We start from the raw sequence: 15906 nt of genomic DNA, 5'->3' as shown, positions 1-15906 counted from the left end.
TGGCCGGCGGCGCCGGTCAACTCAGCAAAGCCAGCCCGACCACGCCGCCGCCGAGCACGAAAAAGGCGGGGTTGACCTTCTTGACGAAATACACGCCGAGAAACACCGCCACCGCGATGGCGACGGTGAGCGCGCCGTCGATCGCCGTCTTGGCGATGGAAATCGCGCCCGCCGCCATCAGCCCGACCACCAGCGGCGCCATGCCCTTCTGCAGCGAGGCGCGCCAGGGCGAGCCCTCGAAATGGTCCCACACCCGCGAGGCGCCCCAGGAGATGACGCCGGCCGGCACGAAGAAGCCGAGAAAGGCCAGCAGCGCGCCGGTATAGCCGGTGACGTGATAGCCGATCACCATCACCATCAGCATGTTCGGGCCCGGCACCACCTGGCCGAGGCCATAAATGTCGCGGAACTGGTCGTCATTCAGCCAGTGATGGGCGTCGACCACCAGCGCCTTGGTTTCCGGCAGCACCGCCGCGCCGCCGCCGACCGCGAGCACCGAGAGCAGCGAGAACACGGCGAGGACGGAGAGGTTCTCGTTCATTCGCCGGTCTCCGGTGGCACGTCCTTGCGGGGGCGATAGATGAACACGGCCGCCGGGCCGACGGTGATGAGCACCCAGACCAGCGAGATGTGCAGCACGCTCACCATCAGCACGGTGATGGCGATGATGGCGGCGTCGATCAGCCCGCCGAACTGCTTGCGGCCGATCTGCACGGTCACCGCCGTCAGCATCCCCACCGCCGCCGCGCCGACGCCGACCAAAGCGGCGTTGACATAGGGATTATGGGCGTTCGAGGCGTAGAGCACGCCGAGCAGCATCACCAGCGCCGCGCCGGGCAGGGTGATGCCGAGAAAGGCGATGATCGAGCCGGGCACGCCGCGCAGCCGGTCGCCAACGATGATGCTCATATTGGTCGCGTTGAGCCCCGGCAGCGCCTGCGAGATCTCCAGCGCCGACATGAAGTGCTCCTCGTCGAGCCAGCGCTTCTTCAGCACCAGCCCGGCGCGCAGATAGGCGACGACGCCGCCGCCGAAGCTGGTGGCGCCGATGACGAGGAAGGTGACGAAGATCTCCCACAGCGAGACGTCGCGCGGCAGGCTGTAGCCGCCGGCATCCTCCGCCGGGGCGGGCTCTATTGTGCCGCTCATCCGCGCATGCTCACTCGTGGCTTTCCGCGAGCTGCTTGCCGAAATTATAGACCAGCGAGGTCTTGGTGGTGCCGAGCTGCACCCATTCCGGCGCCTCGTTCTGGATCGCCTTGAAAAACTCCTCGGAGCGGGTGCGGGCCTTGGCGTGGAGCTGGTCGTAGCGGTCGAATTTCGCCTGGAAGGCGAATTCGCCGATGATCGAGCTCTCGGTCGCCCGGTCGCGCCACACGGCGATGGTCGCCTTGGCGATCAGCCCGTGGCCGAAATCGAAGGAGCCGACATTCACCTGCACCTCTTCGACCGGCAGGTTGTTCACCAGCGAGACCTTGTCGTCATTATGCGAGTCGCAGCGCTCGCCAATGGCCGGGAAGACGCGGGAGATGCGCTCCAGCCCCTCGTCGAGGATGAGGCCGGGCGAGAGCAGCACGCAATTATGCGAGTAGAGCGAGCGCATGCCGCCGAGGCTGTCCTTCAGCGGCAGCAGCTCTTCCTTGAACTTGATGTTGGCGGTGCCGCTCAGATGCGGGGTCACGTCGATGCCCGCCGCCGTATCGAAGTCGGCATGGCGGAACTTGAAGGTCAGCTCGTGCTCGGGGTCGGGCCAGCCATCGGTGTAGAAGGTGCGTTTGCGCAGGATGAAGGCGTGCCGGTAAAGATTGTAATCCGGCGTATCGTAGAACAGCACCTCGCGCACATGGCGCTTGAAGCCGTCCTTGTTGGTGGCCACGCCGACCTTGAACTCGGGGGCGATGAGGCCCAGTTTGTGCCAGTAGACCTCGAACTGGTGCGGGTCAAAGAAACGCTCCGGCCGCAGCAGGATCTTGTATTCACGGTAGTGAATATCGTCCATCGAACGCCTCGCACGCGCCGGTCCGAGGCCGGCAGGGGGATTACGAGCCTGGTATCATGACACGGGGGAGGGCTGTGCCAAATCGCCGAAGCGATCCGCGCGGACCGTCCCGCCGGATGGTTTCATCCGGTTGTGAAGACCGCTAGGATTTACGCCTAGTCGCGACGTGTCACAAGAGCGTCGCCGGGACGGTGCAAGGCCAAACACAGCTTGAACCGGGGGACCGCTTTATGGTCCAACCCGCCCGACCATCCGCCGTCGCCGACGCCCCTCACGGGTAGCCGCAAGAAGAGAGATTGTCCCATGCCGTCCAAGCTCGACCAACTCCGCTCCATGACCGTCGTCGTCTCCGATACCGGCGACATCGAGACGGTCCGCCGGCTCAAGCCGCAGGACTGCACCACCAACCCGACCCTGCTGCTCAAGGCGGCGGAGATGCCGGCCTATGCGCCGCTGGTCGACGAGGCGATCGCATGGGGCCAGACCCAGGGCGGGGCCACCGAGGCGGTGGTGGACGCCACCTGCGACCGGCTGGCGCTGAACTTCGGCGCCGAGCTCTCCAAGATCGTGCCCGGCCGCGTCTCCACCGAGGTGGACGCCGACCTCTCCTTCGACACGCAGGCGACGCTCGCCAAGGCGCGCCGCTTCATCGCCGATTACGAGGCGCGCGGCGTCGGCCGCGAGCGCATCCTCATCAAGATCGCCTCGACCTGGGAAGGCATCCGCGCCGCCGAGGTGCTGCAGAAGGAAGGCATCGACTGCAACCTGACGCTGCTCTTTTCCATGGCGCAGGCGGTGGCGGCGGCCGATGCCGGCGCCTTCCTCATCTCGCCCTTCGTCGGTCGCATCCTCGACTGGCACGTCAAGGCCGGTCAGGGCCCCTTCACCTCGGAGACCGATCCGGGCGTGCAGTCGGTGCGCGAGATCTACGCCTATTACAAGACGCACGACATCCGCACCGTGGTGATGGGCGCCTCCTTCCGCAACACCGGCGAAATCGAGGCGCTGGCGGGCTGCGACCGGCTGACCATTGGCCCCTCGCTGCTCGACGACCTCGCCAAGGATGAGGGCGTGCTGGAGCGCAAGCTCGACCCGGCGAAGATCGACGTCACTCCCGCCAAGATCGTCCTCGACGAGAAGGCCTTCCGCTTCGCCCTCAACGAGGACGCGATGGCGACCGAGAAGCTCTCGGAAGGCATCCGCCAGTTCGTCAAGGATCTGCGCACGCTGCGCGGGCAGGTCGCCAAGCGGCTGGAAGGCGCGAAGGCCGCCTGATAACGGTCGCCTGATAGAGGGGGCTCCCGCTCGCCTCATTGCACCCGAGAGGAGGGCTCCTGCCCTCCTCGTTTCGTTCAGGAGGAGGGCTCCCGCCCGCCTCAGCCTGCGTTGCCGCCCATGCTCCTCATTGATCCGGCCTTTGCCGCCGCCGCCGTCCTCGCGGCCTTCTGCGTCGGCATGGGCAAGGGTGGCGTGCCGATGATCGGCACGCTCTCCGTGCCGATCATGGCGCTGGTCATGCCGCCCATCGCCGCCGCCGGCCTGCTGCTGCCGGTCTATGTGGTCAGCGATATGTTCGGCGTCTGGGCCTACCGGCGCGAATTCTCCCGCCGCGTGCTCGCCATCGTCATCCCCGCCGCCGCCATCGGCATCGGCATTGGCTGGGCGACCGCCTCCATCGTCACCGATGCGATGGTGGAGGTGATCGTCGGGCTGATCGGCCTCGCCTTTTGTCTCGTGCGCTGGTTCGGCACTGTCGGGGCGACGCCGCGCCCGGCCGATGTGCCGCGCGGCCTGTTCTGGGGCGCGGTGTCCGGCTTCACCAGCTTCGTCACCCATGGCGGGGCGCCGCCCTACCAGATGTATGTGCTGCCGCAGCGCCTGCCGAAAATGGTCTATGCCGGCACCACCACCATCGCCTTCGCCGCGATCAACGCGATGAAGCTGCCGCCCTATTGGGCGCTCGGCCAGCTCAACCCGTCCAATCTCAAGATCACCGCCGCGCTGATGCCGGTGGCCATCCTCGCCACCTTCGCCGGCGTCTGGGTGACACGCCGGCTGCCGGAGAAGCTGTTCTACCGGCTGATCGTCGGCGCGCTGTTCCTGCTCTCGCTCAAGCTCTTGTGGGACGGCACGCGCGGCATGCTCGGGATCTAGGAGGCGGCGGTGTCCCGCGTCAGGAACACCGCGCTCCAGAAGCCGGCAGCGACCACCAGCGAGGCGAGGATGATGGCGGTGAGCACCGCGTCATAGGAGCCGGTCAGGGTCCACAGCATGGCCATGCCCACCGGCGCCAGCGCCCGCGCGATGGTGGCGGGCACGGCCAGCGCCCCGTTCACCGCGCCATAGGCCCGCCGCGTCAGCATCTCCGGCACGACCAGGCCGCGCACGATGGTGGTGATGCCGTTCACCGCGCCGAACACCATGCCGAACAGCGCGACCCAGACGAAGTCCGGCGGCATGAATTCCAGCGCCAGAAAGGCCACCGGAAACACCGCGACGGCGAGCGCGCCCACGACGCGCATCGGCGCGCGCGGCGCCAGCACCCAGAGCGCGATGCGCCCGGTCACCTGCGCCGGGCCGATGATGGCGATGGCGCTCACCACCGTATGCGTGTCGAAGCCGCGCTCGATCAGCAGCGGGTAGGCGTGGAAGGTGAAGCCGGAGAACGTCACCGCATAGGCGGTAAAGGCGATGGCGAGCGCCCAGAAGGCGGGCTGGCGCATCACCTCGGCGATGGCGGAGGTCGCCGGCGCCTCCGTCGCGGTGCGCGGCGGGGCGATCGGCGCATCGGCGCGCGGGTCGATCACCGCGAAGTTCACCACCGCCGCGACCAGAATGTTGATCGCGCCGAGGATCATCAGCGTGTCGCGCCAGCCGACCGCGTCGAGGAGGAGCTGCACCAGCGGGATGAACACGGTGGAGGCGAAGCCGCCCCACAGGGTGAGCGCGGTGATGCCGCCGCGCGCCTGAAGCGGGCCAACGCGGCGCGCGACCACGGCGAAGGCGGGGTCATAGAGCGTCGCCGCCTGCATGGCGCCGATGCCGGCGACCGCGAGGTAGAACAGCGCCATGCTGTCGGCCTGGGACCACAGCATGAACAGCAGCCCCGCCAGCACCGAGCCCCCGGTCATGATGAGCCGTCCATGGCCGGCATCGATGGCGGCGCCGACCGGGTAGGCGACGAGGCCGGCGAGCGCGAGGCCGAGCGTTGCCGCGCCATAGAGTTCGGCCTTGGACCAGCCGAGCTCGACGCCCATGGCCTGCGCGATCAGCGGGAAGCTGTAATAGAGCGTGCCCCAGGAAATCACCTGCCCGACGCCGAGCCCGGTGATGAACAGGCTGCGCCCGCCGGGGGGCCGGTGCGGGGCGGCGGCGGTGGCGCTCATGGAAGATCTCGGGCTCAGGCCGCCGGGCGCAGCAGGGAATGGACGAGGTTGACCCAGTAGCTGGCGCCAATCGGCAGCAGCGCGTCGTTGAAGTCATAGGCGGCGTTGTGCAGGTTCGGTCCCGGCCCGCTGGCCAGGCACACATAGGCGCCGGGCACCGCCTCCAGCATGTAGGCGAAATCCTCCGCTGCCATGATCGGCTCGAAATCCGTCACCACCTTGTCGGCGCCGACCGTGGCGCGCGCGGCGGCGAAGGCGGTCTCCAGCTGGGTCGGCCAGTTCACCGTCGCCGGGTAGCGCCGCTCATAGCGGATTTCGGCGTGTGCTCCCTGCGCGGCGCAGACGCCCTCGACGACCGCGCGGAAGCGCGTCTCGACGAGATCGCGCACCTCTTTGGCGAAGGTGCGCACCGTGCCGCGCAGCACCACCTCGTCGGGGATGACGTTCCAGGTGTCGCCGCCATGGATCTGCGTGACGGTGACGACCGCCGCCTCCTGCGGGCTCACCGAGCGGGCGACGATGCTCTGCAGCTGGGCGACGATGAGCGAGGCCGCCAGCACCGGGTCGATGCCGCGCTGGGGCATGGCGGCATGGGCGCCGCGCCCGATCACCTTCACCTCGAAAATGTCGAAGGCGGCGAACATCGGGCCATGCCGGCCGAGCACCGTGCCGAAGGGGGCGTTCGGCCAGTTGTGCAGGCCATAGACCTGATCCATCGGGAAGCGCTCGAACAGGCCCTGCTCGACCATCACCTTGCCGCCGCCCTCATTCTCCTCGGCCGGCTGGAAGATGAAATGCACCGTGCCGGCGAAATCCGGGTTCGCCGCCAGATGCCGGGCGGCGCCGAGCAGCATGGTCATGTGCCCGTCATGGCCGCAGGCGTGCATCTTGCCCGGCGTGTCCGAGCGATAAGGCAGGTTGGTGGCTTCCAGAATGTCGAGCGCGTCCATGTCGGCGCGCAGGCCGATGGAGGGGCCGGCGCCGCGCGCGCCGTGCAGCGTCGCCACCAGCCCGGTGCCGGCAAGGCCGCGATCGACCGGCAGGCCGAAGCTCTCCAGCCTCTCGGCCATGAAAGCGCTGGTGCGGTGCTCCTCGAAGGCGGTTTCCGGCATGGCGTGCAGCGTGCGCCGCCACTGGGTGAGTTCCCCGGCCTGCGCCGCGAGCGCAGGAACAATGCCGGCCTGTGACTGCTGCTCGCTCATGCGTCCGCTCGCCCTCGACGGGTGCCCGCCGCCTGTATGGCGCGGGCGGGCGGGCGAGACAAGCGCGCGGGCGCGGCGTTTGCGCAGGACCGGTCTGTCCTGTCTGCAGGGCGGTACTGCGCGGGGGAACCTTGGCGCGCGGCGGCGGTTGACGGCGGGAATCAGGCGCCGCCCCGCGCGACCCGGAGACCCGACCACCATGCCGCAACTCGCCGAAGACATGATGGAAAACGCGCTCGCCGAGCGCCCGACGCCGGTCAAGGCCGCCCCGCCCGCGCCGCTGTCGGAAGGGCCGGTGCTGCGGCCGGGCCGCAATGTCTGGTGCGTCGAGCACGCCCCGCGCGCCGCAATCATCGCCGATGGCGCGAATTATTTCGGCGCGCTGCGCCGGGCGCTGGTCGAGGCGCGCGAGACCATCCACATCGCCGGCTGGGATCTCGACAGCCGCATGAAGCTGGTCGGCCCGGAGGGCAGCGCCGATGATGGCCTGCCGGAGACGCTCGCCGCCTTCCTCTCGGCGCTGGTGGCGCGCAATCCGGGCCTGCGCGTGCGGCTGCTGCTGTGGGACTATTCCGTGCTGTTCGCCTTCGAGCGCGAGCTGACGCCGATCTATTCCTTCCTGTGGTCGACCCCGCCGCAGATCGAATTGTGCCTTGATGATTCGCTCCCGCTCGGCGCCTCGCACCACCAGAAGATCGTGGTGATCGACGACGCCATGGCGTTTTCCGGCGGGCTCGACCTCACCCGCCGGCGCTGGGACACCAGCGACCATGTGCCGGACGATCCGCGCCGGATCGACCCGACGGGCGCCGCCTACGCGCCGTTCCACGATGTGCAGATGGCGGTGGACGGCGCCGCCGCTTCCGCCCTCGGCCGGCTGTTCCGCGACCGCTGGAAGCGCGCCGCCTGCGAGCGCCTGCCGCCGCCCCGCCGCCGCGTGACCACCGAGCACTGGCCCGAGGGGCTGGCGCCGGATTTCCGCGACATCGGCATCGGCATTTCCCGCACCCTGCCCGCCTTCGAGGCGGAGCCCGAGGTGCGCGAGGTCGAGGCGCTGTTCTTCGACATGATCGACAGCGCCGAGCGTCAGCTCTACATCGAGAACCAGTTCTTCACCTGCGAGCGCTTCACCGAGCGGCTGATCGGGCGGCTGCGCGAGCGGCCCGCGCTCGAAGCCGTCATCGTCGTGCCGCAGGGCTACCGCAGCTGGTTCGAGCACCAGTCCATGGGCGCCGGACGGGCCCGCGTGCTCCAGCGCCTCGATGCCTCGGGCGTGGCCGAGCGGGTGCGCTTCTTCTTCCCACAGGTGGCAGGTGAGGGCGACGGGGCCTCGGCGCCGATCATGGTGCATTCCAAGGTCACCATCGTCGACGACCGGCTGCTGCGCATCGGCTCGGCCAATCTGTGCAACCGCTCCATGGGCTTCGACAGCGAGTGCGACCTCGTGATCGACGCCGATGACGAGGATGAACGCGCGGCCGTGCTGGCGGTGCGCAACCGCATGCTCGGCGAACATCTCGGCCTCTCCGCCGCCGAGGTCGGCACGGCCATTGCGCGCGCCGGCTCGCTTCTGGCCGTGATCGACGGCGCCCCGCCCGGCGGCGGGCGGAGCCTCGTGCCCGTCCCGCGCGAGGGCGAGGCGGACATGATGATCGGCATCGATTCCCTCGCCGATCCCGTCGAGCCGATCTATGAGGAGCGCCCGGAGGAGGCCGCCCGCCACCCGCGCAAACGCTGGCTGGTGGCGCTCGGCGTCGCTGCTTTGGTGGTAGTGGGGCTGCTGATCGCCTGGGCCTATTCCCCGCTCTCCGAACCCGAGCGCATCATCGCCGCGCTGGACAATATCGCTGACCGGCCCTGGGCCCCGGCTTTCATGATCGGCGTCTTCATCGTTGGCGGTTTCCTCATCTTCCCGGTCTCGGTGCTCATCGTCGCCACCGTCGCCTTGTTCGGCGGCTGGGCCGGGGCGCTGATCGCCGGCATCGGCGCCATGGCGAGCGCGCTCGCCACCTATGGCGTCGGCCGCCGGCTCGGCTCCGGTCTCGTGCGCCGCTTCATCGGCCCGCGCATCAACCGCATCCGCCGCCGCCTGACCGAGAGCGGCGTGCTGGCGGTGGCGACGGTGCGCATGGTGCCGGTGGCGCCCTTCACCGTGGTCAACCTCGTCGCTGGCGCGGCGGGCGTGCGCTTCCTCGACTACACGGCGGGCACCGCGCTGGGGCTGCTGCCCGGCCTGGTCGTGCTGACCGCGCTCGGCCGGCAGATCGTCGATGTCATCAGCCAACCCTCGCTCGGCAGCGTCGCCATGCTGGCCGGCTTCGTCGTGCTGTGGATCCTGGTCTCGCTCGGCCTGCAAATGCTGGTGGCGCGGATGCGAGGCAGCGCGTGAACGCCGCGCAGCCCCGCCCCTCCGTCGCGACGCTGAAGGTGATGAGCTGGAACATCCATGGCGGTGTCGGGCCGGATGGCGCCTTCGACCTCGACCGCATCGCCGCGCTGATCGCCCGCCACAAGCCGGATATATTTGCCCTTCAGGAGATCGACACGCGCGGGCGCGACGTTGCCTGCCTTGCGCCGCTGGAGGGGCTCGGCATCGGCCATTTCACCGAGGCCCGCACCATCCTCGCGCCGGACGGGCATTACGGCCATGCCCTGTTCTCGCGCTGGCCGACGCGGGGCGTCGAGCTGCACGACCTCTCCGTGCGCCGGCGCGAGCCGCGCATCGCCATCGAGGCGGAGGTGCTGACGCCGGCAGGGCCGCTGCATGTCGTCGCCGTCCATGTCGGGCTGGCGATTTTGGAGCGGCGCCGGCAGGTGATGACGCTCGCCGCCATGGCCAGGCGCCGCCGGCCGCTGCCGACGCTGATGATGGGCGATTTCAATGACTGGTTCTCCTTCGGGCTGGTGACGCGCACGCTGACCCGCGTGCTGCCCGAGCGCACCGAGCTGCGCAGCTTCCCCGCCCGCTGGCCGGTGATGCGGCTCGACCGCATCTATGGCAGCCATGAGGGCATGATCGCGCGGGCCTGGACCGACCCGCAGGGGCGTTTCGCCTCCGACCATTTGCCCGTCATCGCCGAGATCCGCCTGCCGCCGGGCGCCGCAGTGTGGGAACCGGCGGGCGAGGGGGACGTTGCCCCGGACTGGTGGCAGACCGGAGGCTCAGTCCATGGCGCCGCAACTGACTCCCGACAACCCGTCTCCCCCGCCGATCCCGCCGGGAGGTCCGCCCGGTGTCCCGCCGATGCCGGGACCAATCCCGATTCCCGAGCCGATCCGCGACCCGGTGCGCCCGCCGGTGCGTGACCCGGCGGTGCCCGCCATTCGCGACCCCCGGCTGCCCGTCATCAGCGACCCGCCGCCCGCGCCGCCCTTTCCCGACGCGCCGCCGACCCCCGGCCCCGAGCAGCCGCCGACGCAGATGTGAAGGGGGCGGTGAGCCGCGTGCGGCGGGGGTGAATGAGACGCGCTTGCCTGCACACATCGTCCACCTCCTCGTACACATCGTCCACCTGACTGCACTGACTGGTCATCCGGTGCGGTGTGTGCAGCCTGTCGCGGTGTTCCGGTCCCGCGGAGATTACGGTTAATAAAATCCGGGAACGGGCCGTCGCCTCACGTGTTGTTCTCCCAGAGGCTGCCGGTACGCGCACCTAATACCGCGTGCGATGGCGGTAAAACCAAGCCATTCAGGAGGAAAATACCATGGGTCTGTTTTCCAAGGACATCCAGACAATGGACGATCTGTTCGTCCATCAGCTCCGCGATATTTACTACGCCGAAAACAAGATCGTGAAGTCGCTGCCGAAGATGATCGACAAGGCAACCGATCCGCAGCTCAAGGCAGATTTCACGGGCCATCTCACCGAGACCAAGAATCACATCGTGCGCCTGGAAGAAGTTTTCCGGCTTCATGGTGTAGAGGCGAAGTCCGTTACTTGCCCGGCCATTGACGGGATCATCGACGAGGCCGAGGAGGTCGCCGGCGAGGTGGCCGACAAGCAGGTGCTCGACGCCGCCCTGGTCGCCGCCGCACAGGCGGTCGAACATTACGAGATGACCCGCTACGGTACCCTCGTCGCCTGGGCCAGGCAGCTCGGCCGGCCGGACTGCGCGAGCATTCTCGAAAAGACCCTCGCGGAAGAGAAAAACGCCGATTCCAAGCTGACCAAGCTCGCTGAATCGAAGGTCAATCTGCGTGCTGCCGAGTAAGGCAGGGGGCAGATGACGGCGGCGGGAGGGTTTGCTCTCCCGCCAAACCGTTCGGATTGCAGAACGCTGATTCAGCGGAGGAGGCCCACGCCATGCCCGCCAAATCCAAGGCCCAGCAGAAGGCGGCCGGGGCCGCGCTTGCAGCCAAACGCGGCGACGCGCCGGAAAGCGCGCTCAAGGGTGCCTCGAAGTCGATGGAGCAGTCGATGAGCGAGCGCCAGCTTGAGGATCTCGCCGCCACGCCCCGCAAGGGCAAACCCGAGCACGCCGACGACCGCAAATCCTGAGGCCAGACCACCCGACCATCCGAGGAGACCCGCAATGACCGCCCATTACCCGACGCCGCCTTTCGCCGAACAGCCCCAGCCCATGCCCGGCATGACTGCCAGCATGCAGCCCCGCCCGGACCATGGCGAGGAGAGCTATAAGGGCTCCGGCCGGCTCCAGGGCAAGCGCGCGCTGATCACCGGCGGCGACAGCGGCATTGGCCGCGCCGTCGCCCTCGCCTATGCGCGCGAGGGGGCGGATCTCGTCATCTCCTACCTCAATGAGGGCGACGACGCGGCCGAGACGCAGCGTCTGGTCGAGGAGGCCGGCCGGCGCGCGGTGCTCGTGCCCGGCGATATCCAGCACGCCGAACACTGCCGGGAGCTGGTGGAGACCGCGCAGCGCGAGCTCGGCGGCATCGACATTCTCGTCAACAACGCGGCCCATCAGGCAAGCTTCGAGACGATCGAGGATATCTCGGACGAGGAGTGGGAGCTGACCTTCCGCGTCAACATCCACGCCATGTTCTATATCTGCAAGGCTGCGGTGCCGCACATGGCGGAGGGCGGCTCGATCATCAACACGGCCTCGATCAATTCCGACAAGCCGAGCCCGAACCTGCTGGCCTATGCCACCACCAAGGGGGCGATCCAGAACTTCACCGCCGGCCTCGCGCAGATGCTGGCGCCGCGCAACATCCGCGTCAACGCGGTGGCGCCGGGTCCGATCTGGACCCCGCTGATCCCCTCGACCATGCCGCCGGAAAAGGTGAAGCATTTTGGCGAGCAGGTGCCGATGAAGCGGCCGGGCCAGCCAGCGGAACTCGCGACCGCCTATGTCATGCTGGCCGACCCGCTCTCCAGCTATGTGTCGGGCGCCACCATCGCGGTGACCGGCGGCGCGCCGATGATCTGACGCGGGCGGATGATCCGGGCGGGAACGCGGGCGGCGTAGCGGCGTTCATCTCGGCACCGTCATGGGGACGGCCGAGTGGATGTTCATGAGCCCCCGCAGCACGTCCGGCGCTCCGCGCCGCTCCCTCTTCACCCGCTTCGCGCAATGGATTTCGCTGCAGACCGGCAAGCCCGTGGTGTTCGCAGGCGCGCTCGGTCTGATCGTGCTGTGGGGCGCCAGCGGGCCGCTCTTCGGCTTTGGCGATACCTGGCAGCTGGTGATCAACACCTCGACCACCATCATCACCTTCCTGATGGTGTTCGTCATTCAGAACAGCCAGAACCGGGACACCGCCGCGCTTCACATCAAGATCGACGAGCTGATCGCCGCGAATGGCCGCGCGCGACGCATCCTGCTCGATCTCGAGGAGCTGGACGATACCGCGCTTGAGCGCATTCGCCGGGAATATGAGGAACTCGCCCGCCGCGAGCGGGAGAGCGGCGCGACCGCCGATGGCGACCCGGCCCCGCCGGACCGATGACGGATGGGGATCACAGGGCGCGAGGCCGGTGAGAGGCTGTGCCGGCGGTTGGCTCAGCCCTTCGCCTTTTCTTTCGCTTTACTTCGCGTGGCAGCGGTTTTTTCTTCGTCGTTCGGCCGGCTGCGATTTGTGAAACGGGCATTGCCCAACCCGGTGCCAATGGTCAGCACGCCCCAATGGGCGACGTCCTGCATGAAGGGCACGACGCTAAGTCCCTGAACGACCGCATCATTATGCATCACGACGGTGGTCTCGCGGCCGCCGATCTCCGGGATCGCCTCCCACAGCGCCGCCGGCAGGTTGAAGCGCGAGCTCTCCCAGTTCCCCGGCAAATTCTGCGCCCCGGCGGCGATCGACCCATCGGATTCGATCAAACCCGGGCACCCCACCCCAATGAAAGGCGCCAGCGACAGCCCCTCCTTCTCCGCTTCTGCGATCAGCTCCTTAAGCATGTCAACCAGCCGCTCCACCGCATGCTCGCGCTTGGGATCCTCGTCGCCGTGGCGCCAGATCTGGCTGGTGCGTACCTTCGCTTTCGACAAATCCTCAGCCTTATCAAGACTTAAGCGCACGATGCCGGCGCGGATGTTGGTGCCGCCAATATCGACCGCGAGGATCTCGCCGAAGCTGGCGAACATCCAGCTTGGCGCCAGATGCACCGCGCCGATCAGCCCGGCCTCATCCGGATGGTGCGGGATCGGGCGCAGTTCGATGGGCACATCCTGCGCGCGGGCGATCAGTTCGGCGCGGGCGATGGCGACCTCCGCGAACCGCCCGGCCTTCAATCCGCCGCCGACCGCGATGCGCTCGGTGCCCCGCCACTCCCTGGTCCGCAGCAGCCGGCGCACGACGGTGGAGAGCTCCTGAGCGTATTCCTCGACCGCGCTCAGCACGATGGCCTGCTCGACCGCGTTACCCTCGCGCAGGAAATCATCGATCTGGCGCTTGGAGATAGCCGAGGTCGGTTCCTCGCCGAGCGGGTCTTCCACGCCCGCCACCGCGCGCCAGCGGTCGAGAATCGCGAAGAATGCCGCCCGCCGCGCCCTGTCGCCGAGGAAGCCGTCCTCTTCGCGAAGCTGGCTGTTGCTGGCGTCGATCGTTACCGCCGAGAGGGTCGACGCGCCATGCGAGACGGCGGGCGGGACGGCTTTGGCGGGAACGGCGGCACGGGATTTTTCAGCCATCATGGTTCGTCACACTCCGCCCGGATTGATGCTGCGGGAGAACGGATGGAACGGCCTGGCGTTCCCTGCCCGGCGGTCGCGAAAAATTCGTGCAAGGGTGGGAATAATCCGCCACGGGGCTCCGTATACTCGACATGAAGCGCGATCAGGCCATGTTCGACGTGCCGGCCCAGTTGGGGGTGCTGCGACGCTATGCGCGCTCGCTCACCCGCGATGACGCCGATGCCGAGGATCTCGTCCACGACGCGCTGGTCCGCGCCTATGAGAAGCGCGGCAGCTTCTCGCCCGAGCGCGCGGCGGCGAAGGGGCTGCGCGGTTGGCTCCTGTCCATTCTGCACAATACCTTCATCGACAAACGCCGGGCGCGGCGTGCCGAGGATGAGCGCGGCCGCCGTGTGCTGGAGCTTGCCGAGCCGGCGGGCGAGCCGGCGCAGGAGCATCATGTGCGTCTCGCCCAGGTGCGCGAGGCCTTCATGCAGTTGCCGGAGGAGCAGCGCGCCGCGCTGCATCTCGTGGCGATTGAAGGCCTTGGCTATGCCGAGGCGGCGGCCGCGCTGAGCATTCCCGTGGGCACGCTGATGTCCCGCCTATCCCGCGCCCGCGCCAGTTTGCGGGCGATGGAGGAGGGCGGGGTGGTGCGCCCGACCCATTTGCGACTTGTAGGAGGTGCGGATGAACCGTCCGCTTGATCCGGTCTCCGACGACGACCTGCAGGCCTATGTTGATGACGAGCTGAACGTCGCCCGCCGCATCGACGTCGAGGCTTATCTCAGCGCTCATCCGGCGGAGGCGTCGCGGGTGATGGCGGATTTGCGCATTCGCGACGAGCTGCGCCTTGCGCTGGCGGATACGCCGCGCTCAATGATGAGCGCCCCGGCGCGACTGGCCACCGCTGACGCCGCGCGCCGGCTGGAAGGGGCACTGTCGCGCGAGCGCTGGATACGCCGGCTGCGTCTGGCCGCCTCGGTCGCGCTGCTTATCGGCGCAGGCTGGCTGGCGCATGGGCAGTTCGGCCCGCTCGGGGTTAGCCGCGTCGTCGCGTCCGATCTGCCGCCGGCCTATCTGGAGGAAGCTGTGCGCGCGCACCGCACCACTCAGCTGCGCGCCGGCATGAACTCGCAGCCCGGCTCTGCCGCCTATGACCCGGCGGAGATCCGTGCCGCGACCGCCATCGTCGTTCCGCAACTGCCGGAGGACTGGCAGGTCTCGGACGTCCAGGTCTTCCCGTCGGCCTTCGGGCCGAGCGTGGAAGTCGCTGTGAAGACAAAGGATTTCGGCGCCGTGTCGCTGTTCGCCGTCCGGCCGGGCAGCTTCGACGTGGTGCCGGCCACCACTGTTCCGCGGGAAGATCTCAGCGCCGCCTATTGGCAGGTCGGGGAGGTCGCCTATGCCCTGGTCGCCCAGGGCGAGACCCGCGAACTCGATCGGGCAGCCGCCGCTTTGGCGCGCTCGCTCTACTGACCCTAATGGGTTGATTTCTCGATGGAGAGAGACATGAACACGCCGAATTTCGGCTATCAGTGGCAGACCGCCTCGCGCGGCATCGATCAGGCCGTCTTCGACGAGGGCCTGCGCAAGCATATGCTTCGCGTTTACAACTATATGGCGCTCGGCCTCGTCATCACCGGCGCCGTGGCCTTCATCGTCGGCACCACGCCGGCGCTTTACGTGCCGATCTTCTCCACCCCGCTGAAGTGGGTGGTGATGCTGGCCCCGATCGGCTTCGTGCTGTTCTTCTCGTTCCGCATCCAGTCGATGTCGGCCAGCGCGGCGCAGTCCATGTTCTGGGCGTTCTGCGCGGTGATGGGTCTGTCCATGGCGTCGATCTTCCTGGTGTTCACCGGCACCTCGATCGCGCGGACCTTCTTCATCGCCGCAACCATGTTCGGTGCGACCAGTCTTTATGGCTATACCACCAAGCGTGACCTGTCGAAATTCGGCTCATTCCTGATCATGGGTCTGATCGGCGTAGTCATCGCCAGCGTGGTCAACATCTTCCTCGGCTCGACGATGCTGCAGTTCATCGTTTCCGTGGTAGGTATTCTTGTGTTCGTTGGTCTGACGGCGTGGGATACGCAGAGCATCAAGGAGCAGTACGCCGATAATTTCGACGCGGAATCGCAGCAGAAGCTCGCTGTGTTCGGCGCGCTGTCGCTCTATCTCAACTTCGTCAACATCTTCCAGCTTCTGCTCAACCTCACCGGCGAGCGGGAGTGAGATT

Annotated in this window: 17 protein-coding genes; 11 read left to right on the top strand and 6 right to left on the bottom strand. The window is 68.0% G+C overall.

The window, feature by feature from the left end; translation table 11 throughout:
- Positions 1 to 16: 16 nt before the first annotated feature.
- Genes OU996_RS03575 through OU996_RS03565 form a run of 3 tightly spaced genes read right to left on the bottom strand, consistent with a single transcriptional unit; the run spans position 17 to position 1999 of the window.
- Entirely contained in the window at positions 17 to 541 is a 525-nt protein-coding gene (locus OU996_RS03575; protein ID WP_213755003.1) for a chromate transporter, read from the bottom strand.
- Positions 538 to 1149, bottom strand: coding sequence for a chromate transporter (locus OU996_RS03570; protein ID WP_267584285.1), 612 nt, complete (start codon positions 1147 to 1149; stop codon positions 538 to 540). The genes OU996_RS03575 and OU996_RS03570 overlap by 4 nt, the downstream gene beginning before the upstream one ends.
- Before the next feature lie 10 nt (positions 1150 to 1159).
- Positions 1160 to 1999, bottom strand: a complete 840-nt coding sequence (locus tag OU996_RS03565; RefSeq protein WP_267584284.1) for a hypothetical protein — start codon at positions 1997 to 1999, stop codon at positions 1160 to 1162.
- A 303-nt stretch (positions 2000 to 2302) separates the two neighbouring features.
- On the opposite strand from OU996_RS03565, the gene tal reads away from it, so the two are divergent.
- Positions 2303 to 3274 carry a transaldolase gene (tal, locus tag OU996_RS03560; RefSeq protein WP_267584283.1) on the top strand — a complete coding sequence of 324 codons (972 nt, stop codon included), beginning with the start codon at positions 2303 to 2305 and terminating at the stop codon, positions 3272 to 3274.
- 120 nt (positions 3275 to 3394) lie between these two features.
- Positions 3395 to 4153, top strand: a complete 759-nt coding sequence (locus tag OU996_RS03555; RefSeq protein WP_267584282.1) for a sulfite exporter TauE/SafE family protein — start codon at positions 3395 to 3397, stop codon at positions 4151 to 4153.
- Here the strand turns inward: OU996_RS03555 and OU996_RS03550 are convergent.
- Both OU996_RS03550 and OU996_RS03545 read right to left on the bottom strand, forming a co-directional pair.
- Positions 4150 to 5385, bottom strand: coding sequence for an MFS transporter (locus OU996_RS03550; RefSeq protein WP_267584281.1), 1236 nt, complete (start codon positions 5383 to 5385; stop codon positions 4150 to 4152). The two genes, OU996_RS03555 and OU996_RS03550, sit on opposite strands and share 4 nt — an antisense overlap.
- Before the next feature lie 14 nt (positions 5386 to 5399).
- Positions 5400 to 6587, bottom strand: coding sequence for a M20 aminoacylase family protein (locus OU996_RS03545; protein ID WP_267584280.1), 1188 nt, complete (start codon positions 6585 to 6587; stop codon positions 5400 to 5402).
- Between the two features lie 199 nt (positions 6588 to 6786).
- On the opposite strand from OU996_RS03545, the gene OU996_RS03540 reads away from it, so the two are divergent.
- From OU996_RS03540 to OU996_RS03515, 6 genes are all read left to right on the top strand, one after another.
- Positions 6787 to 8976, top strand: a complete 2190-nt coding sequence (locus OU996_RS03540; protein ID WP_267584279.1) for a VTT domain-containing protein — start codon at positions 6787 to 6789, stop codon at positions 8974 to 8976.
- Complete coding sequence (locus OU996_RS03535; protein ID WP_267584278.1) at positions 8973 to 9893, top strand: endonuclease/exonuclease/phosphatase family protein; 921 nt, start codon at positions 8973 to 8975, stop codon at positions 9891 to 9893. Before OU996_RS03540 ends, OU996_RS03535 begins: the two co-directional genes overlap by 4 nt.
- A gap of 399 nt (positions 9894 to 10292) precedes the next feature.
- Positions 10293 to 10799: a ferritin-like domain-containing protein gene (locus OU996_RS03530; RefSeq protein ID WP_267584277.1), complete on the top strand. Its 507-nt coding sequence runs from the start codon at positions 10293 to 10295 to the stop codon at positions 10797 to 10799.
- 92 nt (positions 10800 to 10891) lie between these two features.
- On the top strand, positions 10892 to 11086 hold the full coding sequence (locus tag OU996_RS03525) for a DUF3008 family protein (RefSeq protein ID WP_267584276.1): 195 nt from the start codon (positions 10892 to 10894) through the stop codon (positions 11084 to 11086).
- 34 nt (positions 11087 to 11120) lie between these two features.
- A complete protein-coding gene (locus OU996_RS03520) occupies positions 11121 to 11981 on the top strand; it encodes a glucose 1-dehydrogenase (protein WP_267584275.1) in 861 nt (286 codons plus the stop codon).
- A gap of 85 nt (positions 11982 to 12066) precedes the next feature.
- Positions 12067 to 12501, top strand: a complete 435-nt coding sequence (locus OU996_RS03515) for a low affinity iron permease family protein (RefSeq protein ID WP_267584274.1) — start codon at positions 12067 to 12069, stop codon at positions 12499 to 12501.
- Positions 12502 to 12554: 53 nt separating this feature from the next.
- On the opposite strand, the gene OU996_RS03510 is transcribed toward OU996_RS03515, so the two are convergent.
- Positions 12555 to 13685: an ROK family protein gene (locus tag OU996_RS03510; protein ID WP_267585581.1), complete on the bottom strand. Its 1131-nt coding sequence runs from the start codon at positions 13683 to 13685 to the stop codon at positions 12555 to 12557.
- A 134-nt stretch (positions 13686 to 13819) separates the two neighbouring features.
- Here OU996_RS03510 and OU996_RS03505 point away from each other — a divergent pair, with 134 nt between their 5' ends.
- From OU996_RS03505 to OU996_RS03495, 3 genes are read left to right on the top strand one after another with little or no spacing between them, the layout of a single operon-like run.
- On the top strand, positions 13820 to 14374 hold the full coding sequence (locus tag OU996_RS03505) for a sigma-70 family RNA polymerase sigma factor (protein WP_267584273.1): 555 nt from the start codon (positions 13820 to 13822) through the stop codon (positions 14372 to 14374).
- A complete protein-coding gene (locus OU996_RS03500) occupies positions 14358 to 15146 on the top strand; it encodes an anti-sigma factor family protein (protein ID WP_267584272.1) in 789 nt (262 codons plus the stop codon). The genes OU996_RS03505 and OU996_RS03500 overlap by 17 nt, the downstream gene beginning before the upstream one ends.
- A gap of 33 nt (positions 15147 to 15179) precedes the next feature.
- Positions 15180 to 15902 carry a Bax inhibitor-1/YccA family protein gene (locus OU996_RS03495; RefSeq protein WP_267584271.1) on the top strand — a complete coding sequence of 241 codons (723 nt, stop codon included), beginning with the start codon at positions 15180 to 15182 and terminating at the stop codon, positions 15900 to 15902.
- Positions 15903 to 15906: the final 4 nt, after the last annotated feature.

Origin of the sequence: Ancylobacter sp. SL191 (genome assembly GCF_026625645.1) — a bacterium.
Classification (GTDB): domain Bacteria; phylum Pseudomonadota; class Alphaproteobacteria; order Rhizobiales; family Xanthobacteraceae; genus Ancylobacter.
The sequence above is the reverse complement of the archived record's forward strand: the minus strand, read 5'-3'. Positions and strand labels throughout refer to the sequence as shown.